Raw genomic sequence first — 24187 nt, 5'->3', positions numbered from 1 at the left:
ATGTCCGATTCCCGCCGGTGGAGGGTCGGAGGCGCCCTCTAGAGTCGTCGTATGAGCAGTTCCTTCGCCTACCTCCTCCGCGTGCCGAGCCCCATCGGGCGCATCGAGCTCACGAGCGACGGCGAGGCGGTCGCCTCCCTCTCGATCGAGCGCGCCGGCACCCTCCCGCTCGAGGAGCATCCCGAGCGGAGCACGGCCGTCCTCGACGAGGCCGCCGCCCAGCTCGGCGAGTACTTCGCGGGTGAGCGTCGGTCGTTCGACGTGCCGGTCAGGCTCGTCGGGACCCCCTTCCGCCTCGCGGTGTGGGAACACCTAGCGCATCTCGAATTCGGCAGCGTCACGTCCTACGGCGAGCTCGGCCTCGCGCTCGGGCACCCCGGTTACGGCCGCGCCATCGGCGGAGCGGTCGGCGCCAATCCGGTCCCGATCATCGTCGGTTGCCATCGCGTGCTCTCGTCCTCCGGCCGGGTCACGGGGTACAGCGGGGGCGACGGCGTGCCGACCAAGCTGTGGCTCCTCGAGCACGAGGGGATCACGCTGGCGGCATGAGCGAGACCGAGACCGACACCGTCGCGCGTCCCGGGCTCATCGTGGGCGATGACGGGCGGCCCCGCTGCGCGTGGTCCGCGAACGATCCCGAATACCGCCGCTATCACGACGAGGAGTGGGGCACGCCGCAGCACGATCCTCGCGCGCTCTACGAGAAGCTGTGCCTCGAAGGCTTCCAGGCGGGCCTCTCGTGGATCACGATCCTGCGGCGACGCCCCGCGTTCCGGGAGGTCTTCCTCGGCTTCGAGCCCGAACGAGTGGCGGCCTTCACCGACGCCGACGTGGAGCGGCTGCTGCAGGACGCCCGCATCATCCGCCACCGCGGCAAGATCGAGGCCACGATCTCGAATGCGCGCGCCGTGCTCGCGCTCGACGAACCGCTGGAGGAGCTCATGTGGGGCTTCGCGCCCGGCACGTCCGGGCGGCGACGGCCGCGCGCCTGGGCCGACGTCCCGGCGGTGACACCGGAGTCGGGCGCGCTCAGCGCGGCGCTGCGGAAGCGCGGATTCCGCTTCGTCGGCCCCACGACCATGTACGCCCTCATGCAGGCCACCGGGATGGTCGACGACCATCTCGAGGGCTGCTTCCGCGCGACCTGACGGCGGACCCCGGGCGAGCAAGAGAGAGCCGAACCGACGGCCGGCACTCGAGCTCCGGATTCTCGCTGGTGGCGCGGCGGTCCTGCGCGTGCCCGACCGCATGCGTGGACGCCGATCGCCACACTCCGGAACTCCTGTCGGCGTCAAAAGGACGCCGGGTTACCGACCGTCGGCCCGACCTCTTCGAGGTCTGACGGGTACGCACTTGCGCGTCCCACCTCGAGCCGAAGAACCTCTCTCTTGAAGTGAGCTTATCTCATTTTGCCCACATCGCAAGAGGGTGTCCGACGGCGTGTCAGGAGGCCATGCGGAGGACCGCCAAGAGCTTTCCGGGCTCCCCTGACACCTCGGGCACGACGAGCCGGAGCTCACGGCTTCCGTGATCCGAGAGCGTGAGGTCGTATCCCTCGGCACGCGCCCAGTCCAGAAGGTCGTTCGTCGTCCGGAGGTCGACACCGGCATCGAGGAGCGCACGCGTGAACAGGCCCTTCGCCTGCTTGTTGAAGTGGTTGAGCGCACGCACCGCGCCCGAGTCATCGCGCGCCAGGATGCGCACGTAGTGCGCCCCCTCGCGGTCCGGCAGCGGACCGAGAGCGGCGTAGCCTTCCGAGCGGAGATCGAGGACGAGATCGCCGCGACCGGCGAGGACGCTCGCGACCGGACCGCTCCACCGCTTCTTGAGCGACGGCGCACCGCGCTCGAGCGACAGCCGGGAGTCGAACGAGAGGCGGTAAGCCGGGATGAGGTCCGTCGCGCCGACCAGCCCGAAGAGAGCCGAGTGGACCACGACGGATCGGGAGGCCGCCTCCCAGCCGCGCTCGTCGAGTGCCGCCGCATCCAGGGCGTCGTACAGCACTCCTGTGTAGCGCTCGAGGGCGCGCATGGTGGGCGCACCCGCGATGCCCCGGTTCCGGTCGACCTCGGCGGACTGCTTGGGGCCGAGCTTGAGGGCGCGGAGGGACGCCTCGCGGTCCGCGGAGAGCTCGGTCAGCGCCGAGAGCACCTCCCGGCGCACCGGTGCCAGTTCCGGGGCGAAGAGGGAGCCGAGGTCGACGGGGGCACCCGCTCCCCCGTCCCGTTTCGTCTCGGACGGCGGGAGGAGGATGAGCACGTCAGCCCTCCAGGAAGTCCAGCGCGACCTCGACGTTCGCTCCGAGCGGCTGGGACGTGTCGACGGTCACCCGAGGGAGGGAGGCGCAGGCGCCCTTCCATTCCACGTACTCGTCGACGCTCTGCTCGACCGCGTACGCGGCGACCAGGCCGGAGCGCTTGGAGAGCCGCTCCTCGTGGAGGGCGTCGTCCATGCACACGGTCTCGATGACACGCAGCTTGACGCCGCAGCGGTCGGCGAGGTCGCGCCACTGCAACCGCGCGGGCTCGACGGCGTTCACCGCGTCCACGATCACGGAGTGCCCGGACACGAGCACCTGCTCGGCCATCGTCTCGGCCACGAGGTAGGCCGCGAGACCGGTGGGCTGGTTGGCGTCGATGCCGGCGCGCAGGATGGCGGCCTCGATCGGGTCGACGGAGATGACGGTGGCACCGAGGCGCCCGGCCAGGATCTCGGCGATCGTCGACTTCCCGGAACCGGGAAGCCCCGCCATCGCCACCAGGATGGGGACGCGGACGTCTCCGAACTGGCGCTCCAACGGGGCTCCCGACTGCTCCGGCATGCTCAGACGAGCTCCGCCCGGCGGGCGACGACCGTCACCGTGTTGTTCTCGACCGAGAGGAAGCCGTCGTCGGCCTGGGCGGTGATGGACTCGCCGCCGTTCACGGTCACGCGGACCTCGCCCTCGGCGAGGATCGCCAGCAGCGGCTCGTGGCCGGGCAGGATACCGATCTGCCCCTCCACGGTCCGCGCGACGACCATGTTCGCCTCGCCCGACCACACTTCGTGGTCCGCGGCGACGACGCTGACGGTGAGGACAGCCATGCTCAGCCGTTCTCCTTCTGGATCTGAGCCCACTTCTCCTCGACGTCCGAGATCGGGCCGACGTTGAAGAAGGCCTGCTCGGCGACGTGGTCGAACTCGCCCTTGGCGATGGCGTCGAAGGACTCGATCGTGTCCTTCAGCGGGACCGTGGAGCCCTCGACACCGGTGAACTTCTTCGCCATGTAGGTGTTCTGCGAGAGGAACTGCTGGATCCGGCGCGCACGCGACACCGTGATCTTGTCCTCCTCCGAGAGCTCGTCGACACCGAGGATCGCGATGATCTCCTGGAGCTCCTTGTTCTTCTGGAGGATCTGCTTGACCGTGGTGGCCACCCGGTAGTGGTCCTCGCCCAGGTACCGGGGGTCGAGGATGCGGGAGGTCGAGGTCAGCGGGTCGACGGCCGGGTACAGGCCCTTCGACGCGATCTCGCGCGAGAGCTCGGTCGTCGCGTCGAGGTGGGCGAACGTGGTCGCCGGCGCCGGGTCGGTGTAGTCGTCGGCGGGGACGTAGATCGCCTGCAGCGAGGTGATCGAGTGGCCGCGCGTCGAGGTGATGCGCTCCTGGAGCTGGCCCATCTCGTCGGCGAGGTTCGGCTGGTAGCCCACCGCGGACGGCATGCGGCCGAGCAGGGTCGACACCTCGGAGCCCGCCTGCGTGAAGCGGAAGATGTTGTCGATGAACAGGAGGACGTCCTGGTTCTGCACGTCGCGGAAGTACTCCGCCATCGTCAGCGCCGACAGGGCGACGCGGAGACGGGTCCCCGGCGGCTCGTCCATCTGGCCGAAGACGAGCGCGGTCTTGTCGAAGACGCCCGCCTCCTCCATCTCGTGGATCAGGTCGTTGCCCTCACGGGTCCGCTCGCCGACGCCCGCGAACACCGACACACCGCCGTGGTCCTGCGCGACGCGCTGGATCATCTCCTGGATGAGGACGGTCTTGCCGACGCCCGCGCCGCCGAACAGGCCGATCTTCCCGCCCTGGACGTACGGGGTGAGCAGGTCGATGACCTTGATGCCGGTCTCGAACAGCTGGGTCTTCGACTCGAGCTGGTCGAACGCCGGGGGCTGGCGGTGGATCGGCCAGCGCTCGGTGATCTCGATCGTCTCGCCCGGCTCGGCGTTGAGCACATCGCCGGTGACGTTGAACACCTTGCCCTTGGTGACGTCGCCCACGGGCACGGAGATCGGAGCGCCCGTGTCGCGGACCTCGCCGCCGCGGACGAGGCCGTCAGTCGGCTTGAGGGCGATCGCGCGCACCAGGTCGTCGCCCAGGTGCTGTGCGACCTCGAGCGTGATCTCGGTCGACTGCTCGCCGATCGTGATCGTGGTCTTCAGGGCGTTGTAGATGCCCGGGATCGAGTCGTGCGGGAACTCGATGTCGACGACCGGGCCGGTGACGCGGGCGATGCGGCCCACACCCGCCGGCTGCGCGGTCGAAGCCTGGGCTTCGGCGGTAGCGGTAGTCATGATTCGTTCTCTCTCGTTTGACGTTCTGTCGGCGCTGCGGATCAGTGGGCGGAGCTCAGGGCGTCGGCGCCGCCGACGATCTCCGAGATCTGCTGGGTGATCTCCGCCTGGCGCGCGTTGTTGGCCAGTCGCGTGTAGTCGGTGATGAGCTTGTCGGCGTTGTCGCTCGCGGCCTTCATGGCCTTCTGCGTCGCCGCGTGCTTGCTCGCCGCGGACTGGAGCATCGCGTTGAAGATGCGGCTCTCGATGTACACCGGGAGCAGCGAGTCGAGCACGGTGCTCACGTCGGGCTCGAACTCGTAGAGCGGCAGGACCTGGGTGCGGTCCGGCTCCTCCACGCCCTCGACGACCTCCAGCGGGAGCAGGCGCACGACCTGCGGCTCCTGCGTCAGCATGCTGACGAAGCGGTTGTAGATGATGTGGATCTCGTCCACGCCGCCGTCCGACGCGTCGCGCAGGAAGGACTCCAGGATCGCGTCGCTGATCTCCTTGGCCTGCTCGAACTCGGGGCTGTCGGTGCCTCCCACCCAGACCCGCTCGAACGAGCGGCGGCGGAAGCTGAAGTAGCCCTGGGCCTTGCGGCCCACCAGGAAGTACACGACCTCCTTGCCCTCGCTGCGCAGCAGCTCGGCGAGCTTCTCCGACTCCTTCAGCACGTTCGCGTTGAACGCGCCGGCGAGTCCGCGGTCCGACGAGAAGATGACGATCGCTGCGCGCTCGATCTTCTCCGGCTCCGTGGTGAGGACGTGATCGACGTTCGAGTACGACGCGACCGCCGACACCGCGCGCGTGATGGCGCGGGCGTACGGCGAGCTCGCCGCGACCCGCGCCTGCGCCTTCTGGATGCGAGAGGCGGAGATCAGCTCCATCGCACGGGTGATCTTCTTGGTCGTCTGGGCAGACCTGATCTTCTGCCGATAGACCCGAAGCTGTGCTCCCATGTGTCTCCTCCTTCCTTACCTGCGGTGCCCGGTCAGCGCTTCGCCTTGACGATGCGCTCCTGGTCGACGTCCTCTTCCGCGATGGCCTCGAACTCCTCGCGCCCGACCGACGCGAGCGGCTTGCCCTCGCCCGTCTGGAACTCGAGCTTGAAGGCGTCCACCTCGGAGTCGAGCTTCGCGACCGTGTCGTCGTCGAGGACGTTGGTCTCGCGGAGCGTGTCGAGGATGTCGGTGTTGCGGCGGAGGTGGTCGAGCAGCTCCGACTCGAAGCGCAGGACGTCCTCCACGGCGACCTCGTCGAGCTTGCCGTTGGTGCCGGCCCAGATCGAGACGACCTGCTCCTCCACCGGGTACGGCGAGTACTGCGGCTGCTTCAGCAGCTCGGTGAGGCGGGCGCCACGGGCGAGCTGACGACGGCTGGCCGCGTCGAGGTCGGAGGCGAACATCGCGAACGCCTCGAGCGAGCGGTACTGCGCGAGCTCGAGCTTGAGCGTGCCGGAGACCTTCTTGATCGACTTGACCTGCGCGTCGCCGCCGACTCGGGAGACCGAGATGCCCACGTCGACCGCGGGGCGCTGGTTGGCGTTGAACAGGTCGGACTGGAGGAAGATCTGGCCGTCGGTGATGGAGATCACGTTGGTCGGGATGTAGGCCGAGACATCGTTGGCCTTCGTCTCGATGATCGGGAGACCGGTCATCGAGCCGGCGCCCAGCTCGTCGGAGAGCTTCGCGCAACGCTCCAGCAGACGGGAGTGCAGGTAGAAGACGTCACCCGGGTAGGCCTCGCGTCCCGGCGGACGGCGGAGGAGGAGCGAGACGGCGCGGTAGGCCTCGGCCTGCTTCGACAGGTCGTCGAAGATGATGAGGACGTGCTTGCCGCCGTACATCCAGTGCTGGCCGATGGCCGAGCCCGTGTAGGGGGCGAGGTACTTGAAGCCGGCCGGGTCGGAGGCGGGGGCGGCGACGATGGTGGTGTACTCCATCGCGCCGGCGTCCTCGAGGGCGCCCTTCACGGACGCGATCGTGGAGCCCTTCTGGCCGATCGCGACGTAGATGCAGCGGACCTGCTTATTGACGTCGCCCGACTCCCAGTTGGCCTTCTGGTTGATGATCGTGTCGATCGCGATGGCCGTCTTGCCGGTCTGGCGGTCGCCGATGATGAGCTGGCGCTGGCCGCGGCCGACCGGGATCATCGCGTCGATCGCCTTGATGCCGGTCTGCAGCGGCTCGTGCACCGACTTGCGCTGCATGACGCCGGGCGCCTGGAGCTCGAGCTCGCGCCGGCCCTCGGTCGCGATCTCGCCGAGGCCGTCGATCGGGTTGCCGAGCGGGTCGACGACACGGCCGAGGTAGCCGTCGCCGACGGGGACCGAGAGGACCTCGCCGGTGCGGGTGACCTCCATGCCTTCGACGATGTGGTCGAACTCGCCGAGGATGACGACGCCGACCTCGTTCTCGTCGAGGTTCTGGGCGAGGCCCAGGGTGCCGTCGGCGAAGCGGATGAGCTCGTTGGCCATCACGCTCGGGAGGCCCTCGACGTGCGCGATGCCGTCCGACGCGTCGAGCACGTGCCCGACCTCGGTCGCCTGTGCGGACGCCGGCTCGTAGGTGGTGACGAAGTCCTTGAGCGCGTCGCGGATCTCGTCGGGGCTGATCTGGATATCTGCCATCGTTGTTCCTATCTTGAGGCGGTCAGCCCGCCAGCTGAAGTCTGAGGTCGGTGAGGCGCGAGGCGACGGTGCCGTCGATGACGTCGTCGCCGACCTGGACGCGCAGTCCACCGAGGACGGCCGGGTCGACGACCTCGTTGAGCGTGAGGTCGCCGTAGGTGCCGGAGAGCGCTGCGCGCAGGCGCTCGGCCTGCTCGGCCGGGAGCGGTCGTGCGGTCACGACGGTCGCAATGGTGTGCCCGCCCTGCGCGGCCACGAGGCGCGTGGCCTCGCGCAGCGACTCGCGGATCCCGCGACCGCGCGGCTGCAGCACGAGCTGGCGTGCGATCGCCACGGTCTGCGGGGAGGCCTTCCCGTCGAGGAGGCGGCCCACCAGCGCGGCCTTGGCCTCCGGCGCGGCCAGCTTGCTGCGCAGCGCGAGCTCGAGCTGGGCGTCGGAGGTCACGGCGCCTCCGAACACGAGCAGCTCGCTCACGATGTCGACGTTGCGGGGCGCGGAGGCCGCGATGGCACGGATGCCGACCTCTTCGATCGCGGCGAGCACGTCCTCCTGCGCGGACCAGCGGCCCGACGCGATGACGGTGAGCAACTCGACGGCCGGCGCGGAGAGCGAGGCGAAGACGCGCTTGACCAGCGCCGCCTTGCCCTGCGGATCGGCAGAGGGATCGCTGATGACCGCCCGGAGCTGAGCGGAGTCGGCGACGACCCGCCCTGCTGCGAACAGGTCCTCAGCCGTCGCCAGATCGGCCTTGGACCCCAGGTCGGACAGAGCCGAGACGGAGCGGGCCAACGCTTCTCTGGTGGCGCTTCCCATCAGTTGCTCGACCCGGCCTTCTCACTCGCCTCGAGGTCCGCGAGGAAGCGGTCGACGATGGCCTGCGACTTCTTGTCGTCGGTCAGCGCCTCGCCGACCACGCCCGAGGCGAGGTCGATCGCGAGCGAGCCGACCTCGCTGCGGAGCGAGACGAGAGCGGACTGGCGCTCGGCCTCGATCTGCGCCTGCGCGGCGGCGGTGACGCGCGCGGCCTCGGCCTGAGCGGTCTCCTTCGCCTCGGCGACGATCTTCTGCCCGTCGGCACGAGCCGCCTCGCGGATCTTGCCGGCCTCGGCGCGCGCGTCGGCGAGCTGGGCGGTGTACTCCTCGAGCAGGGCCTCGGCCTTGTGCTGCGCCTCGTCCGCCTTGGCGATGTTGCCCTCGATCGCCTCAGCGCGCTCGTCCAGCAGCTTCTTCATGCGCGGGAGCACGAGTCTCCAGAAGAAGATGAGGATGATGATGAAGCAGACCAGCGAGCCGACGATGTCCGGCCACGCGGGGATCAGCGGGTTATGCGTCTCCTCCGTCGCGGCCATCACGACGCTACTGAGCATCGTTCCTCCTTACGGGGTGGGATAAAGAGGACGGCTTACTGGAAGATGAAGCCGACGGCGATACCGATGAAGGCGAGCGCCTCGGTGAACGCGATACCGATGTACATCAGGACCTGGAGGCGGCCGGCCAGCTCGGGCTGGCGGGCGACGCCCTCGATCGTCTTGCCGACCACGAAGCCCACGCCGATGGCCGGGCCGATGGCCGCGAGGCCGTAACCGACGGTGGCGATGTTGCCGTTGATAGCAGCGATGTCCACGTTATGTATTTCCTTCCGTGATGGCGATCCGTGCGGTTGCGCGAATCGTAATTAGTGTTCCTCGGCGACGGCGAGCTGGATGTAGACAGCCGTGAGCAGCGCGAAGACGTAGGCCTGGAGGACGGCCACCAGGATCTCGAACAGGGAGAAGGCGAAGCCGAAGGCGAAGGTCACCACGCCGAAGAGCGACCAGAGCCCGCTCAGCGTGAAGACGAAGAACGCGGTGCCGGTGAAGAAGAGCACCAGCAGCAGGTGGCCGACGACCATGTTCATGAGGAGTCGGAGCGTCAGCGTGATGGGACGCAGGATGAAGGTCGAGACGAACTCGATCGGCGTCACGAGGATGTAGAGGAACCACGGCACGCCGGGCGGGAACAGTGCGTTCCGGAAGAAGTTGCCGGGGCTCTTCTTCACGCCCGCGTAGATGAAGGCGATGTACGACGCGATGGCGAGCACCAGCGGGGTCCCGATGATCGCGGTGCCGGCGATGTTGAGGAACGGGATGATGCCGGTGATGTTGAAGAACAGCACCATGAAGAAGATCGTCGTCAGCAGCGGCAGGAACCGGCGGCCGTCCTTGCGGCCGAGGAGGTCCTCCGCGATGTTGACCCGGACGAAGTCGAGGCCCATCTCGACCACCGACTGGAACCGGCCCGGGATGAGCTTCATCTTGCGGGTGCCGAGCCAGAAGATCACGATCAGCGCGACGGTGGAGATGATCCGGACCAGCGTGATGCGGTTGAACTCGAGGCCACCGATGGTGAACAGGGTCGGGGGGAAGAACTCGTTGATCGACGGGCCCTGGAAGCCTCCATCATTGGAGCTTGCGGCCTGGACCAGCAGGTTCACAGCGTTAGCTAACAGCGCTATCTCCTGTTTCGGGGCGTCGAGCTGAGCTCTCGCGGCGACGAACGGTGGACACCCTCCACTCGCGCCCGATCATGCCCGGTGACGGGCAGTGGTGCGTTTCGGGCGCGGTACGGGTGGGGGATCACTGATAACTCTACAAGAGTTTTCAACGGGTAACGAATCGGATACGCATCAGCGCTTCTCACCCGGAAGGGTCACGTCGCTGGCGTACGGGAGGCGCGACCGGAAGACCACGATCATGTCCACGACGAGCGACCCGATGACGCCCGCGATGAGACTCAGGAAGAGCACGGGCGGGTTGATCCACGGCTGATCGCGCAGCACGACGGCGAGGACCAGGAAGAGGACGAACTTCACGATCCAGCCGCCCATGACGATCCCGAAGAAGAGCCCGACGAACAGGTCGGAGCCGATGAACCGGTTGGCGATCAGGATGCTGAGCGCGGTGATGCCGAGGAACACGGCGGCCATCACGGTCCCGATGAGGGCGCTGACGACCCCGATCCAGCCCGCGAAGACCCCGCCGAGCACCATGCCGACCACGGCGATGACCGCGGCGATGATCAGGCCGTACTTCAGGACGTCCTTGAGGACCGGCGTCGATGTCGGCTGCTGGACCGGTCCGGAGGGGCGGGCCGGCTGGGGCGCGGTCCCTCCGTCGGTGGGCTCGGTCATCGTGTCTCCTTGTCGGATGCGGCAGGGCCGGGCGCCCCGGCGTGGGTTCGCTCGCTCGCGGCGTCGAGCTGGTCGTAGTGGGCGGTCTCCAGCGCCTCCTCGCTCCCGGCGGGCGCGAGTTCGGCGACCGCCTCGGTGGCCTTCCGGCGGCTGAGCGGCGCCAGGGTGAAGGCCGCGCAGATCACGAGCCCGACCGCGATGAAGACGATGGCCATCCAGTACGGGTCGAAGAAGAACAGCAGGCACCCGATCGAGAGCACGGCGGTCCACGCGTAGAAGATGAGGACCGCGTGCAGGTGCGTGTGGCCCATGTCGAGCAGCCGGTGATGGAGGTGCTTCCGGTCGGCGCTGAACGGCGACTTGCCCGCGCGGAGGCGGCGGACGACGGCGAGCCCGAAGTCGAGGAGCGGCACCACGAGCACCGCGAACGGCAGGATGATCGGGATGAACGCAGGGACCAGCGAGTGCCGCCCGAGCGTCTGCAGCGACTGCGGGTCGATGGTCCCGGTGACCGAGATGGCGGAGGTGGCCATGAGCAGCCCGATGAGCAGCGCGCCGGCGTCGCCCATGAACATCTTCGCGGGGTGCCAGTTGAGCGGCAGGAACCCGGCGCAGGCGCCGACGAGAATCGCGGCGATCACGCCGGCGAGGCTGAAGTAGTTGAGCGGGCTGATCTCGCGCTGGAGGAGGTACGTGTAGATCAGGAAGGCGCCGTTCGCGATGAGGGCGACGCCGGCGACCAGGCCGTCCAGGCCGTCGATGAAGTTGATGGCGTTCATCACGAGCACGATCGCGAACAGGCTGATCACGATGCTCATGATGGGCGAGCCGACGGTGACGCCCCCGATGGGCAGCGAGTAGATCTGGACGCCGCCGAGCCAGGCGATGATCCCGGCGGCCACGAACTGGCCGGCCAGCTTGGTCATCCAGTCGAGGTCCCACAGGTCGTCGATCACGCCGAGCACGACGATGAGGAGGGACGCGACGAGGATCGCGAAGATCGGACCCATGTCGGAGAAGATCAGTCCGAGGACGCCGAACTGACTGGACAGCGCCCACGAGACGCCGAAGGCCACGAGGATGCCGAGGAACATCGCCACGCCGCCCAGGCGCGGAGTCGGCCGCGTGTGGACGTCGCGCTCGCGGATCTTCGGATACAGCTTGTAGCGCATGGCCAGCTTGTAGACCACGAACGACATCCCGAAGGTGATGACCGCCGAGATGAACGCCAGCGCGAGGAGCAGGGTCACGTCAGCTGTCCGTAGTGGAGGCGCCCTCGACGGGGGCGGCCTCCGGCTCGGCGAGGGCGTCCCCGACGACCTCGCGCAGACGCTCGTCGGAGATGACCCCGTGGCGGAGGATGCGCAGCCTCCCGGCCCCCGGCGCGAGCGCGGTGGCGTCGACGATGGTCGACGACGAGTCCTTGCCCTCCACCCGGTCGTACGCCGACCCGGCCTCTCCCCCGTCGAGGTAGACCGACACGGAGTCGCCGAGCATCGCCTGGGCCTCCGCGGCCGTGCGCGCCGCGGGTCGGCTGGTGAGGTTGGCCGACGAGACCGCGAGCGGGCCCGTCTCGGACAGCAGCTCGAGGGCGATGGTGTCCTTCGGCATGCGGAGGGCGACGGTCCCCCGCGTCTCACCGAGATCCCAGACGAGGGACGGGGAGGCGGGGAGCACGATCGTCAGGCCGCCGGGCCAGAACGCCTCGACCAGCGCCTCCACCTCGGCGGGCACGGTCTCGGCCAGGGCTGCGAGGGTCGGGATGCCGGGGACGAGCACCGGCGGCGGGGACTGCCGGCCGCGGCCCTTCGCGTCGAGCAGCCGCTGCACCGCGGCGGGGCTGAAGGCGTCGGCGGCGACGCCGTACACCGTGTCGGTCGGGATGACGACGAGTTCGCCGCGCCCGATCGCGCCGCGCGCGAGGCGCATGCCGGTGAGGAGCTCGGACTCGACGGAGCAATCGAAGATGGCTGACATGACGGGTCAATGATAGTTGAGCCTCCCCGGGGGATACTGGACGGCGATGGACGTCTACTTCTTCGACTGCGACAAGACGCTCTACGACTACGACTTCCATCGGCGGCTGCCGAAGCTCGCCGAGCTGAGCGGGGTGAGCCAATACCGGCTCGCCTCCGGCTGGTGGGCGGGCGGCCACGAGCGCGCGGCCGAGATCGGCGAGTACCCGACCACCGACGACTACCTCGCCGCGTTCGCCGACGTCACGGGTGCTCACCTGACGCTCGAGCAGTGGCAGGAGGCGCGCCGGTCGGCCATGACTCCCATCCCCGGCTCGATCGACGCGCTCCACGAGGCGGCCGGTCTCGGGACGGTGTCGCTGCTGTCGAACAACCCGATCCCGTTCAAGGATTCGCTGCCGGTCCTCTGCCCCGAGATCGTCGGCGTGCTCGGCGGGAACGACCTCGTGTCGGCGGTGCTCGGCGCGCGGAAGCCGGAGCGGCGCATCTACACCCGCGCGCTCGGGAGGTTCGGCGTGCGCCCCGAGGACGCCATCCTGTTCGACGACTCGCTCGCCAACGTCGAGGGCGCCCGCGACGCCGGGATGCACGCCCACCGGCTCGTGAAGCGCGACGACGGGACCTTCGACACCGAGGCGATGCGCGAGGCGATGCACGCCTTCGCCTCCCGCGAGCGCTGACGCGGGCCGGGCCGGGTCGCCTCAGCGGAGTGCGGTCGTCGCCCGGTCGCGCGTGGTGAGGTCGCGGTGCGTCGCGGCGGCGCGCCAGCCGTCGGCCGTCAGGAGCTCGCGGATCGCAGCGCCCTGATGTTCGCCGTGCTCGAGCACGAGCGTGCCCCCGGGATGCAGCAGACGCCGGGCGACGCCGGAGATCACCCGCACGACATCCAGCCCGTCAGGGCCGCCGTAGAGCGCCGCGCGCGGGTCGTGGAGGCGCACCTCCGGGTCGCGCGGGATCGCATCGTCGGGCACATAGGGCGGGTTCGAGATGACGACGTCGACGGTCCCGTCGAGCTCGGGGAGGGCGTCGGCGAGATCGATGAACACGGGACGCACATTCGACGCCCCCGTCGCCTCGATGTTCCGCCGGGCCCAGATGAAGGCCTCCGGCGAGTTCTCGACCGCGAACACCCGGGCATGGGGCACCTCGGTCGCGAGAGCCAGCGCGATGGCGCCGCTGCCGGTGCCGAGGTCGACCGCGACGGGCTGCGCCGTCGGCACCGCGCCCAGCGCGTCGATCGCGAACTGCGCCACCTGCTCGGTCTCCGGCCGCGGGACGAAGACGCCGGGCCCGACGGCGAGCTCGAGCGAGCGGAAGGGGGCGCGGCCGGTGATGTGCTGCAGGGGCTCCCGGGCGGCGCGGCGTTCCACGAGCTCGCGGAGGCGGCCGGCGTCGTCGGCGCTGATCGGCGCCTCCATCACGCTCAGCGCCTGGACGCGGCCGCGGCTCTCGCCCAGCACGTGCCCGAGGAGCAGCTCCGCGTCGACGTCGGGGTCGGGCACCCCGGCCCGGGCCAGGACCTCGATGGAGGCGTCGCGCAGCCCGCGGACGGTGATCGGTTCTTCGGGAGGCATCGCCGACAGAGCCTACCGGCCGGCGCCGTCGGACGTAACACACTGGCGCCCCCGGCGGGGTTGATTAGAGTGGTGAGGCGTTCCCCCATCACCGTTGTGCGACGACCCGAGGAAGAGGGCCCATGTCCGGTCAGATCTACGAGAACATCACCGAAACCGTCGGGCGGACCCCGCTCGTCAAGCTGAACCGCCTCACCGAGGGCGTTGACGCGACGGTGCTGGCGAAGCTCGAGTTCGCCAACCCCGCGGGAAGCGTCAAGGACCGCATCGGCGTGGCCATCATCGACGCCGCCGAGAAGTCCGGGGCCCTGCGCCCGGGCGGCACGATCGTGGAGGGCACGAGCGGCAACACGGGCATCGCGCTGGCGATGGTCGGCGCGGCACGCGGCTACAAGGTGATCCTGACGATGCCCGAGACCATGAGCAAGGAGCGCCGCGTGCTGCTGCGCGCCTTCGGTGCGGAGATCGTGCTCACCCCGGGCCCGGAGGGCATGCGCGGCGCGGTCGAGAAGGCCCAGGAGATCGTCGCGTCCACCGAGAACGCGATCTGGGCCCAGCAGTTCGCCAACGCCGCCAACCCGGCGGTCCACCGCGCGACGACCGCCGAGGAGGTCTGGAACGACACCGACGGCGGTGTCGACATCTTCGTCGCCGGCGTCGGCACCGGCGGGACCATCACGGGCGTCGGACAGGTGCTCAAGGAGCGGAAGCCGGGGGTGAAGATCGTCGCCGTCGAGCCGGCCGACTCCCCCATCCTCAACGGCGGCAAGCCCGGGCCGCACAAGATCCAGGGCCTCGGTGCGAACTTCGTCCCCGAGATCCTCGACACCACGATCTACGACGAGGTCGTCGATGTCGCCTTCGAGGACGCCATCGACGTCGCTAAGAAGCTCGCCAGCGAGGAGGGGATCCTCGCGGGCATCTCGTCGGGCGCGATCATCTGGGCCGCCCTGCAGCTCGCGAAGCGCCCCGAGAACGCCGGCAAGACCATCGTGGCCATCGTCTGCGACACCGGGGAGCGCTACATCTCGACGGCTCTCTGGGCCGACCTGCTGGACTGACGGCGGTGCCGCTGATCTCGCGGCTGCGCGAGGACATCCGGAACGCGCGCCGTCACGACCCCGCCGCGCGGAACAGCTTCGAGATCGCGGCCGCCTATTCGGGCCTCCACGCCGTCTGGTCCTACCGGGTGGCGCACCGGCTCTGGCGGGCGGGCTTCCGGACGCCAGCGCGCCTCCTGTCCCAGTTCACCCGCTTCCTGACCGGGGTGGAGATCCACCCGGGGGCCCGCATCGGCCGCCGGTTCTTCATCGATCACGGCATGGGCGTCGTCATCGGCGAGACCACCTGGATCGGCGACGACGTCATGCTGTACCACGGCGTCACGCTGGGCGGACGGGGCAGCGGCCACGGCAAGCGGCACCCGACCGTCCATGACGGCGTGACCGTCGGCGCGGGCGCGAAGGTGCTCGGCGCGATCACGATCGGCGAGCACTCGGTGATCGGGGCGAACGCGGTCGTGACGCATGACGCGCCCCCGCAGTCGGTGCTCACCGGCGTGCCCGCGCGCGCCCGGCCGCGGTCGGGGCACGAGCAGATCCCCGGCGACGACTGGCTCGACCCGGCGCTCTACATCTGACCCCCCACGGGGTCAGTCGGTGCCGAGATCGGCGAGACGCGCCTCCTCGTCGGCGAGGATCGACGACTCGATGACCGGGTCGAGCGCGCCGTTCATCACCGCGTCGAGGTTGTACGCCTTGTAACCGGTGCGGTGGTCGGCGATCCGGTTCTCCGGGAAGTTGTAGGTGCGGATCCGCTCCGACCGGTCCATGGTCCGGATCTGCCCCTTGCGGAACTCGGCCGCCTCGGCGTCGGCCTCCTCCTGCTGGCGCGCGAGGAGTCGCGCGCGCAGCACGCGCATCGCGGCCTCCCTGTTCTGCAGCTGGCTCTTCTCGTTCTGCATCGAGACGACGATGCCGGTGGGGAGGTGCGTGATGCGCACGGCGGAGTCGGTCGTGTTGACCGACTGGCCGCCCGGACCGGAGGAGCGGAACACATCGATCTTGAGGTCGTTCGGGTTGATCTCGACCTCCTCGGGCTCGTCGACCTCGGGGAAGACGAGGACGCCGGCGGCGGAGGTGTGGATGCGGCCCTGCGACTCGGTCGCGGGGACGCGCTGGACGCGGTGCACCCCTCCCTCGTACTTGAGGTGGGCCCAGACGCCCTCGGCCGGATCGGTCGAGTTCCCCTTGAAGGCCACCTGCACGTCCTTGATGCCGCCCAGGTCGCTCGAGGTCTGCTCGATGATCTCGGCCTTCCAGCGCTTCGAGTCGGCGTAGTGGAGGTACATGCGCAGCAGGTCGCCGGCGAACAGCGCGGACTCGGCGCCGCCCTCTCCCATCTTGATCTCCATGATGACGTCGCGGCTGTCGTTGGGATCGCGCGGGATGAGCAGGCGGCGGAGGCGCTCGGCCGCCTCCTGGAGGCTCGTCTCGAGCCCGGGGATCTCGTCGGCGAAGGCGGCGTCCTCCGTGGCGAGCTCACGCGCCGCGTCGAGGTCGTCGGAGAGCTGCCTCCACTCGTTGTAGGCGGCGACGATGCGCGACAGCTCGGCGTAGCGCCGGTTCACGCGCTTCGATCGGACCGGGTCGCTGTGCAGCTCGGGATCGGACAGCTGTCGCTGAAGATCGTCGTGCTCGGCGATGAGCGTGTTCACCGATTCGAACATCGGTCCTCCTCCGGGTGGCGCGGGCTCCGGACGGAACCGCCCGGACATGGGAAAAGCGCCCGTCCGCCGTGCTCGGGGCACGGCGGACGGGCGCTTCGTCGGCTAGCGGTGGTCGTTCTCGTGGCCGTGCGAGTGCGCGGTGCCGTGACCGTTGGACGGTGCCGGCATCGACTTCTGCACCTGCATGAGGAACTCGACGTTGCTCGAGGTCTCCTTCAGGCGGCCGAGGACGATCTCGAGCGCCTGCTGCTGGTCGAGCCCGGCGAGGGCGCGGCGCAGCTTCCAGGTGATCTTGACCTCGTCCTGGCCCATCAGCATCTCCTCGCGGCGGGTGCCGGAGGCGTTGACGTCGACCGCGGGGAAGATGCGCTTGTCGGCCAGCTGGCGCGACAGGCGGAGCTCCATGTTGCCGGTGCCCTTGAACTCCTCGAAGATCACCTCGTCCATCTTCGAACCGGTCTCGACGAGAGCCGACGCGAGGATGGTGAGCGACCCGCCGTGCTCGATGTTGCGAGCCGCGCCGAAGAAGCGCTTCGGCGGGTACAGCGCGGAGGCGTCGACGCCGCCCGACAGGATCCGGCCGGAGGCGGGAGCGGTCAGGTTGTAGGCGCGGCCGAGGCGCGTGATCGAGTCGAGCAGCACGACCACGTCGTGGCCGAGCTCGACGAGGCGCTTGGCGCGCTCGATCGCGAGCTCGGCGACCGTGGTGTGGTCCTCCGCGGGACGGTCGAAGGTGGAGGCGATGACCTCGCCCTTGACCGTGCGCTGCATGTCGGTGACCTCCTCCGGGCGCTCGTCCACCAGGACGACCATGAGGTGCACCTCGGGGTTGTTGGTCGTGATCGCGTTGGCGATCTGCTGCATCACGATCGTCTTGCCGGCCTTCGGCGGCGCGACGATGAGGCCGCGCTGGCCCTTGCCGATGGGGGCGACGAGATCGATGATCCGCTGGGTCACCTTGGAGGGCTCGGTCTCGAGACGGAGGCGCTCCTGCGGGTAGAGCGGGGTCAGTTTGCCGAACTCGACGCGGGCCGCCGCCTCCTCGATGGTCTGGCCGTTGATGCTGTCGACCTTGACCAGCGCGTTGTACTTCTGGCGGCTGTTGTTCTCGCCCTCGCGCGGCTGGCGGATGGCGCCGACGACGGCGTCGCCCTTGCGGAGGTTGTACTTCTTGACCTGACCGAGCGACACGTAGACGTCGCTCGCGCCCGGAAGGTAGCCCGTGGTGCGCACGAACGCGTAGTTGTCGAGCACGTCGAGGATGCCGGCAACGGGGATGAGGACGTCGTCCTCGGTGAGCTCCGGCTCGAACTCGTCCTGGCCGGGACCGCGGCGCTTGCGGTTGCGGTCGCGGAACCGCCCGCGCTCGCCCTCCTGCTGCTGCTGGGGGCCCTGCGAGCGGCTCTGCTGCTCGCCCTGCTGGCCGCCGCCCTGCTGGAGGTCCCTCGGCTGGCCCTGGTTCTGGGCGCTCTGACCCTGGCCCTGCTGTCCGGCCTGACCCAGGTCGCCCTGGTTGCCGTTCTTGTTGCGGTTGCGGTTGCGGCGACCGCGGCCCTGCTGCTGCTCGCCCTGCTCACCGCCCTGCTGCTCGCCCCGGGACTGGTCGCCGCGGGACTGCTCGCCGCGCGACTGGTCGCCCGCGCGCTCCGCCTCAGCGGTCTCGGTCTCGGCGGACGGACCCTGGTCGGCGGCCTGCTGCTGCTCCGACTCGGCCTGACCGTTCTGGGCCTGCCCGCGGCCGCGGCGACGACGGCCGCCCTGCCCGGCGCGCTCGTCGCCGTTCTGCTGACCGCGCGCCTGCTCGCGGGAGGCGAGAGCGGAGTCGAGCAGCGCGTCGACATCCGGGATGAGCGACTCGACCCCGGTGCTGCCGGAGTTGAGGTGCGAGCCGGCGGCGATTCCCGTGCCATCGGGGCTGGTGGCGCGGCGCGGGCCGCGACGGCGGCCCTGCGGGGCCTCGCCCGCGACCGGCTGGCCCGCGGCGACCTGGTCGGCGGCCGCGGTGTCGGCGGCCGCGGTGTCGGCGGCCGCGGTGTCGGCGGCCGGCGCGTCGAGCGACGGGAGCACCGCCTCGCCCACGGTGGGCTCGGCGCTGAGCGGCTCGGCGATGAGCGGCTCGACGAGCACCTGGGAGGCGGCGGTCGCGTGGTCGGCGGAAGCGTCGGCCGCGGAGGCCTCGGCTCCCTCGGTCTGGCCCGCGGCACGGGCGGTCGCGATCGCCGCGACCAGCTCGCCCTTGCGGAGCCGGGTGGCGCCCTGGAGCCCGAGCTCGGCGGCGAGAGCCTGCAGCTCCGCCACCTTGAGCGAGGTCAGGTCGCTGGTGTCCACGCCCCCGGCGTGGAGTTCGACATCAGTCACTGAAGAGGATTCCTTTCCCCGTAACGCGCTCTCTGCGCGTCGTCTGTGGAGCACTCGTCACGTGAACCGCCTTCACGTCCGGCGTTCTGATCCGCGGGACGTCGCAACCCGGGCATCCGGATATGCAGGCAGGAGTGACGGCATGATTGCTAGGAGATCACCCGGAAGCGAGATTCGCTCGTGACGCGGTCTTCACGGGTGCTCGTCCAGTTTAGCACTTCGGCCGTGACGCGCGTGACGTCAGGCCGCCGGTGCGTCGGCCGGCGCGGCCTCGTGCAGCGTCGCCGTCGCACCCTTGAAATCGACCGCCAGCATGAGCGGCTGCCACCGGGTCTGCGCTTCGCGGGCGACCAGGTCGGCCGCCTCGAGCCGCTGGCCCGGGTCGCTCCCGAGAACGAGGATCGAGGGCCCGGCTCCCGACACGACGGCCGCGAAGCCGTTCGCCCGCAGGAGGGTGATCAGCCGGTCGGTCTCCGGCATCGCCGAGGCGCGGTAGCTCTGGTGGAGCTTGTCCTCGGTGGCGGCGTGGAGGAGCTCCGGGCTCTGGATCAGAGCGGCGACGAGGAGCGCCGACCGCGAGACGTTGAAGACGGCGTCCTCGTGCGGGACGGACTCGGGCTGGAGGCTGCGCGCGAGGGCCGTCGACATGACGTGCTCCGGGACGAGCACGAGCGGCGAGACACCGCGGTGCACGATGAGCTTCTTGAACCGGGGTCCGGTCTCGGTCACCCAGGCGATGGTGAGGCCGCCGAACAGGGCGGGCGCCACGTTGTCCGGGTGGCCCTCCATGTCGTTGGCGAGGGCGAGCAGCCGGTCGGCGTCGAGCTCGACGATGCCCTCGAGGAGGCCCTTGGCGGCCATGATTCCGGACACGATCGCCGCACCCGACGACCCCATGCCGCGGCCGTGCGGGATGTTGTTGCGAGCCACCAGGTGGAGGCCCGGCAGCGGCACGCCGACGGCCTCGAACGTGTGCGCGATGGCCCGGACGACGAGGTTCGACTCGTCGGTCGGGACCTCGCCCGCACCGACGCCGATCACCTCGACGGTCGCGCCGGGCTCGTCCCGCACCGACACCTCGAGCTCGTCGTAGAGAGCGAGGGCGAGGCCGAGCGTGTCGAACCCGGGACCGAGGTTGGCGCTGGTCGCGGGAACCTTCACCGACACCGAGCGGCCGCGGAGAGCCTCCGGGGACGCGCCGGCGGCCGAGCTCACGCGGAGGCCCCCGCGCTCGCGCGGAGACCGAGCACGTCGGCGATGGCCGACGTGTCGACGGGGACGACGGTGGGCTCGACCTCGGAGCCGTCGGCGGTGCGGAGCGCCCACTGCGGGTCCTTGAGACCGTGGCCGGTCACCGTGAGCACCACGGTCGAGCCGGCCGGGATCGCACCCGCCTCGGAGCGCTCGAGGAGTCCGGCGACGCTGATCGCGGACGCCGGCTCGACGAAGATGCCGACCTCGGCCGAGAGGATGCGGTGCGCCTCCAGGATCTTGGCGTCGTCGATCGCGCCGAAGTAGCCCTCGCTGTCGTCGCGCGCGTTGAGGGCCAGTTCCCACGACGCGGGGTTGCCGATGCGGATCGCGGTGGCGATCGTGTCCGGGTTCTTCACGGCGTGACCGAGGACGATCGGGGCGCTGCCGGCCGCCTGGAAGCCGAACATGCGCGGCAGCCGGGTGGCCTCACCGCGCTGGAGCTCCTCGGTGTAGCCGCGGTGGTACGCGGTGTAGTTGCCGGCGTTGCCCACGGGCACGATGTGGAAGTCGGGCGCGTCGCCGAGGACCTCGACGACCTCGAACGCGGCCGTCTTCTGGCCCTCGATGCGGTCCGGGTTCACAGAGTTGACGAGGTGCACCGGGTAGTTCGTGGCGAGGTCGCGCGCGATGTCGAGGCAGTCGTCGAAGTTGCCCTGCACCTGGAGGAGCTGGGCGTTGTGGGCGATCGCCTGGCTGAGCTTGCCGAGCGCGATCTTGCCCTCCGGGACCAGGACGACGGACTGGATGCCGGCGTGCGTGGCGTAGGCGGCGGCCGACGCGGAGGTGTTGCCGGTCGACGCGCAGATGACCGCCTGCGCGCCGTGCTCCACGGCCTTCGAGATCGCCATCGTCATGCCGCGGTCCTTGAACGACCCGGTCGGGTTCATGCCCTCGAACTTCACGTGCACGTCGGCGCCGGTGCGCGCCGACAGCGCCGGAGCGGGGATCAGCGGCGTGCCGCCCTCGCCGAGCGTGACGATCGGCGTCGCCTCGGAGATGTTCAGACGGTCCGCGTATTCGCGGAGCACGCCCCGCCACTGACGACTGTAGGTCTTCGCGGGCATTACGATCCTTCGACTCGGAGAACGGAAGAGATGGCGATCACGACGTCGCTCGCGGCGAGCGCCTCGACGGTGGCCGCCAGGGCGGCCTCCTCGGCGGAGTGGGTGCCGATGACCAGGGTAGCGGTGGCTGCTGCACCGCCGTGAATCGGGGCGCCGGGCCCGGTGAACGCCGCGCCGGCGATGACGACGCCGGGCGTCCCGGCGGGCACGGACTGCTGCACGGTCTCGACGCTGACGCCGCCGTCGCTCAGGATGCGGGCCACCGCGGCCAGGACGCCGGGCTGATCCTCGACCTCGAGGGTGATCTGGTAGCGGGTCACCACGCGGCCGATGTCGAGCACGGGCAGGTCGGCGTGCGTCGACTCGGCGACGCCCGGACCGCCGACGACGTGCCGACGGGCGGCCGAGACCACGTCGCCCAGCACGGCGGAGGCCGTCTGGACGCCGCCTGCGCCCGCGCCGTAGAACATGAGGTCGCCCGCTGCGGCGGCCTGGACGAAGACCGCGTTGTGCGCGCCGCGCACGGCGGCCAGCGGGTGCTCCCGGTCGATCAGCGCCGGGTAGACGCGGGCGGAGACGCCCTCCTCCCCTGTCTCGGGGTCGGTCAGCCGCTCGCAGATCGCGAGCAGCTTGATCACGGAGCCGGCCTCACGGGCGGCGTCGACCTGCTCCTTGGTGATCGCGGTGATGCCCTCGCGGTACACGCGGTCCAGAGGAACGGTCGTATGGAAGGCGAGGCTCGCCAGGATCGCGGCCTTCTGCGCCGCGTCGTAGCCGCCGATGTCGGCGGTCGGGTCCGCCTCCGCGTAGCCGCGCTCGGTGGCCGCGGCGAGGGCGTCGGCGAGGGTCTCCCCGGTGGCGTCCATGCGGTCGAGGATGAAGTTCGTCGTCCCGTTGACGATCCCGAGGATGCGGTCGACGCGGTCGCCGGCGAGGCTGTCGCGCAGCGGACGGATGATCGGGATCGCGCCGGCCACCGCGGCCTCGTAGTACAGCTGCGCACCGACCTGCTCGGCCACCTCGAAGAGCTCGGGGCCGTGGGTGGCGAGCAGCGCCTTGTTAGCGGTGATGACGTCGGCGCCGGAGGTGAGCGCCTCCAGCACGTAGCCGCGGGCGGGCTCGACGCCTCCCATCAGCTCGACGACGATGTCGGCACCGAGGATCAGGGAGCTCGCGTCGGTCGTCAGCAGGTGGCGCGGGAGGTCGACGTCGCGCGGGGCGTCGAGGTCGCGCACGGCGATCCCGACGAGCTCGAGGCGGGCCCCGATGCGCGAGGCGAACTCGTTGCCCTGCTCCAGGAGGAGACGGGCGACCTGGGAGCCGACCGACCCGGCGCCCAGCAGCGCGACGCGGAGGTTGCGGTACTCGATCATCGCTCGGCCTTCTCTCCTTCGTAGGCGGCATCCCGTGCCAGCAGGTCGGCCTCGGTCTCGCCGCGCACGATCACGCGCGCCGAGCCGTCGCGCACGGCGACGACCGGCGGACGGCCGAGGTAGTTGTAGTTGCTCGACAGCGCCCAGCAGTAGGCGCCGGTCGCCGGGACCGCGAGCAGATCGCCGGGACGGATGTCGCCTGGGAGGTACTCGGCGTCGACGACGATGTCGCCGCTCTCGCAGTGCTTGCCGGCCACGCGGACGAGCTCCGGCTCGACGGAGGAGACACGGTTGGCGATCCGCGCGGAGTACTGCGCCTCGTAGAGCGCAGGGCGCGCGTTGTCGCTCATGCCGCCGTCGACGCTGACGTAGCGGCGCACGGCGGTCTCGCCGTCGTCCTGGTACGCCACGCGGACGTCCTTGGTCGTGCCGACCGTGTAGAGGGTGAGCCCGGCGGTTCCGGCGATGGAGCGGCCCGGCTCGAACGCGACGACCGGCAGCGGGATGTCCAGCTCCTCGCACCCGGCTGCCACGGTCTCGGCGATGCGGCGCGCGAGCTCCTCGATCGGGGCCGGGTCGTCGGCGACCGTGTACGCGATGCCGAAGCCGCCGCCGAGGTTGAGCTCCGGGACGTCGCCGCCGGCGAGGAGCTCCCGATGCAGGCGGAGCAGCCGGGCCGCGGACTCGGCGAAGCCGTCGGCGCCGAAGATCTGGGAACCGATGTGGCAATGGAGGCCGCGGAAGGCCAGCGACGAGCGGGACCGGATGCGGGCCACGGCGTCGGCCGCATCCTCCAGGGCGATGCCGAACTTCTGGTCCTCGTGGGCCGTGGCGAGGAAGGCGTGGGTGTGCGCGTGCACGCCGCTGTTCACCCGGAGCCGAACGCTCTGGACGACACCGTGCCGCTCGGCCGCGTCCGCGACGCGGTCGATCTCCTGGACGTTGTCGATGACGACGGCGCCGACCCCGACGGCGACGGCCCGGTCGATCTCAGCCGGAGACTTGTTGTTGCCGTGGAAGCCGAGTCGCCCGGGATCGACGCCGGCGGCGAGGGCCACGGCGAGCTCGCCTCCGCTGCACACGTCGATGCTCAGCCCCGCTTCGGCCATCCAGCGGGCGAACTCGATGGAGAGGAACGCCTTGCCCGCGTAGTAGACGCGCGCGGCCGTGCCGATCTCGGCGAAAGCGGACTCGAAAGCGCGAACCACCTCGGCCGCGCGCTCCCGCGCCTCCGTCTCGTCGATGACGTACAGCGGGGTGCCGAAACGCTCCGCCAGCTCCTCCGCTCGCACGCCGCCGACGGTCAGGCCGCCCTCGGACCGGGTCACGGTGCGCGCCCAGAGCGACGGGACCAGCGCGTTGGCGTCCTCCGGGACGGGCAGCCACGAGGGCGCGAGCGGATTCGATGCCATAGGGAACCTCACGGGTGGCGAACGAGTGGGGGCCTCCCTGGCGAGCGGACCCGGGTTGGCCCCTGAAGCCGGTGGAGATGTACGGGAAGTCTAGCCGGGGCGCACGGCGGCGTTGAG

General features: G+C 70.2%; 25 protein-coding genes. 5 read left to right on the top strand and 20 right to left on the bottom strand.

Annotated elements, in window-relative coordinates; translation table 11 throughout:
- Positions 1–51 precede the first annotated feature (51 nt).
- Positions 52–549 carry a methylated-DNA--[protein]-cysteine S-methyltransferase gene (locus FPT20_RS05080; protein WP_158863209.1) on the top strand — a complete coding sequence of 166 codons (498 nt, stop codon included), beginning with the start codon at positions 52–54 and terminating at the stop codon, positions 547–549.
- On the top strand, positions 546–1148 hold the full coding sequence (locus FPT20_RS05075; RefSeq protein WP_158863206.1) for a DNA-3-methyladenine glycosylase I: 603 nt from the start codon (positions 546–548) through the stop codon (positions 1146–1148). The genes FPT20_RS05080 and FPT20_RS05075 overlap by 4 nt, the downstream gene beginning before the upstream one ends.
- A gap of 295 nt (positions 1149–1443) precedes the next feature.
- Here FPT20_RS05075 and FPT20_RS05070 read toward each other — a convergent pair whose 3' ends face one another.
- The 13 genes from FPT20_RS05070 to FPT20_RS05010 form a co-directional block, all read right to left on the bottom strand.
- The gene (locus FPT20_RS05070) at positions 1444–2259 is read right to left on the bottom strand and encodes a YaaA family protein (protein ID WP_158863204.1); all 816 of its coding nucleotides are present in this window, start codon (positions 2257–2259) and stop codon (positions 1444–1446) included.
- A gap of 1 nt (position 2260) precedes the next feature.
- A complete protein-coding gene (locus tag FPT20_RS05065; protein ID WP_158863202.1) occupies positions 2261–2821 on the bottom strand; it encodes an AAA family ATPase in 561 nt (186 codons plus the stop codon).
- A 2-nt stretch (positions 2822–2823) separates the two neighbouring features.
- A complete protein-coding gene (locus FPT20_RS05060) occupies positions 2824–3084 on the bottom strand; it encodes a F0F1 ATP synthase subunit epsilon (RefSeq protein WP_158863200.1) in 261 nt (86 codons plus the stop codon).
- Positions 3085–3086: 2 nt separating this feature from the next.
- Positions 3087–4550, bottom strand: coding sequence for a F0F1 ATP synthase subunit beta (gene atpD / locus FPT20_RS05055; protein ID WP_158863198.1), 1464 nt, complete (start codon positions 4548–4550; stop codon positions 3087–3089).
- 41 nt (positions 4551–4591) lie between these two features.
- Positions 4592–5491, bottom strand: a complete 900-nt coding sequence (locus FPT20_RS05050; protein ID WP_158863196.1) for a F0F1 ATP synthase subunit gamma — start codon at positions 5489–5491, stop codon at positions 4592–4594.
- Positions 5492–5523: 32 nt separating this feature from the next.
- Complete coding sequence (gene atpA, locus FPT20_RS05045) at positions 5524–7161, bottom strand: F0F1 ATP synthase subunit alpha (RefSeq protein WP_158863194.1); 1638 nt, start codon at positions 7159–7161, stop codon at positions 5524–5526.
- Between the two features lie 22 nt (positions 7162–7183).
- Positions 7184–7975 carry a F0F1 ATP synthase subunit delta gene (locus FPT20_RS05040; protein WP_158863192.1) on the bottom strand — a complete coding sequence of 264 codons (792 nt, stop codon included), beginning with the start codon at positions 7973–7975 and terminating at the stop codon, positions 7184–7186.
- The gene (locus FPT20_RS05035) at positions 7975–8529 is read right to left on the bottom strand and encodes a F0F1 ATP synthase subunit B (protein ID WP_158863190.1); all 555 of its coding nucleotides are present in this window, start codon (positions 8527–8529) and stop codon (positions 7975–7977) included. Before FPT20_RS05035 ends, FPT20_RS05040 begins: the two co-directional genes overlap by 1 nt.
- Positions 8530–8564: 35 nt before the next feature.
- Positions 8565–8786 (bottom strand): ATP synthase F0 subunit C, encoded by a 222-nt coding sequence (gene atpE, locus FPT20_RS05030; RefSeq protein ID WP_158863188.1) that lies wholly within the window; start codon positions 8784–8786, stop codon positions 8565–8567.
- Between the two features lie 51 nt (positions 8787–8837).
- Positions 8838–9635 carry a F0F1 ATP synthase subunit A gene (gene atpB / locus FPT20_RS05025; RefSeq protein ID WP_158863186.1) on the bottom strand — a complete coding sequence of 266 codons (798 nt, stop codon included), beginning with the start codon at positions 9633–9635 and terminating at the stop codon, positions 8838–8840.
- Positions 9636–9827: 192 nt separating this feature from the next.
- Positions 9828–10331: a hypothetical protein gene (locus FPT20_RS05020; protein WP_158863184.1), complete on the bottom strand. Its 504-nt coding sequence runs from the start codon at positions 10329–10331 to the stop codon at positions 9828–9830.
- On the bottom strand, positions 10328–11581 hold the full coding sequence (locus tag FPT20_RS05015; protein WP_158863182.1) for an MraY family glycosyltransferase: 1254 nt from the start codon (positions 11579–11581) through the stop codon (positions 10328–10330). Before FPT20_RS05015 ends, FPT20_RS05020 begins: the two co-directional genes overlap by 4 nt.
- Position 11582: 1 nt before the next feature.
- Positions 11583–12308: an L-threonylcarbamoyladenylate synthase gene (locus FPT20_RS05010; protein WP_158863180.1), complete on the bottom strand. Its 726-nt coding sequence runs from the start codon at positions 12306–12308 to the stop codon at positions 11583–11585.
- 16 nt (positions 12309–12324) lie between these two features.
- On the opposite strand from FPT20_RS05010, the gene FPT20_RS05005 reads away from it, so the two are divergent.
- The gene (locus FPT20_RS05005; protein ID WP_233265391.1) at positions 12325–12987 is read left to right on the top strand and encodes an HAD-IA family hydrolase; all 663 of its coding nucleotides are present in this window, start codon (positions 12325–12327) and stop codon (positions 12985–12987) included.
- 21 nt (positions 12988–13008) lie between these two features.
- On the opposite strand, the gene prmC is transcribed toward FPT20_RS05005, so the two are convergent.
- Positions 13009–13881 carry a peptide chain release factor N(5)-glutamine methyltransferase gene (gene prmC, locus FPT20_RS05000; RefSeq protein WP_158863178.1) on the bottom strand — a complete coding sequence of 291 codons (873 nt, stop codon included), beginning with the start codon at positions 13879–13881 and terminating at the stop codon, positions 13009–13011.
- A gap of 122 nt (positions 13882–14003) precedes the next feature.
- Here prmC and cysK point away from each other — a divergent pair, with 122 nt between their 5' ends.
- Both cysK and epsC read left to right on the top strand, forming a co-directional pair.
- On the top strand, positions 14004–14942 hold the full coding sequence (gene cysK / locus FPT20_RS04995) for a cysteine synthase A (protein ID WP_158863176.1): 939 nt from the start codon (positions 14004–14006) through the stop codon (positions 14940–14942).
- Positions 14943–14947: 5 nt separating this feature from the next.
- Positions 14948–15520 carry a serine O-acetyltransferase EpsC gene (gene epsC / locus FPT20_RS04990; protein ID WP_158863174.1) on the top strand — a complete coding sequence of 191 codons (573 nt, stop codon included), beginning with the start codon at positions 14948–14950 and terminating at the stop codon, positions 15518–15520.
- A gap of 12 nt (positions 15521–15532) precedes the next feature.
- On the opposite strand, the gene prfA is transcribed toward epsC, so the two are convergent.
- The 6 genes from prfA to lysA all read right to left on the bottom strand — a co-directional run bounded on the left by prfA (position 15533) and on the right by lysA (position 24070).
- Complete coding sequence (prfA, locus tag FPT20_RS04985) at positions 15533–16609, bottom strand: peptide chain release factor 1 (RefSeq protein ID WP_158863172.1); 1077 nt, start codon at positions 16607–16609, stop codon at positions 15533–15535.
- Between the two features lie 102 nt (positions 16610–16711).
- Positions 16712–18967 (bottom strand): transcription termination factor Rho, encoded by a 2256-nt coding sequence (gene rho / locus FPT20_RS04980; protein WP_158863170.1) that lies wholly within the window; start codon positions 18965–18967, stop codon positions 16712–16714.
- A gap of 240 nt (positions 18968–19207) precedes the next feature.
- A complete protein-coding gene (thrB, locus tag FPT20_RS04975; RefSeq protein WP_158863168.1) occupies positions 19208–20182 on the bottom strand; it encodes a homoserine kinase in 975 nt (324 codons plus the stop codon).
- Positions 20179–21285, bottom strand: a complete 1107-nt coding sequence (gene thrC, locus FPT20_RS04970; RefSeq protein ID WP_158863166.1) for a threonine synthase — start codon at positions 21283–21285, stop codon at positions 20179–20181. The genes thrB and thrC overlap by 4 nt, the downstream gene beginning before the upstream one ends.
- On the bottom strand, positions 21285–22658 hold the full coding sequence (locus FPT20_RS04965) for a homoserine dehydrogenase (protein WP_158863164.1): 1374 nt from the start codon (positions 22656–22658) through the stop codon (positions 21285–21287). The genes thrC and FPT20_RS04965 overlap by 1 nt, the downstream gene beginning before the upstream one ends.
- Positions 22655–24070: a diaminopimelate decarboxylase gene (gene lysA / locus FPT20_RS04960; protein WP_158863162.1), complete on the bottom strand. Its 1416-nt coding sequence runs from the start codon at positions 24068–24070 to the stop codon at positions 22655–22657. Before lysA ends, FPT20_RS04965 begins: the two co-directional genes overlap by 4 nt.
- Positions 24071–24187 lie beyond the last annotated feature (117 nt).

Source organism: Leifsonia sp. AG29, from assembly GCF_009765225.1.
Classification (GTDB): Bacteria; Actinomycetota; Actinomycetes; order Actinomycetales; family Microbacteriaceae; genus Leifsonia.
This window is presented reverse-complemented; position numbering and strand designations above follow the sequence as displayed.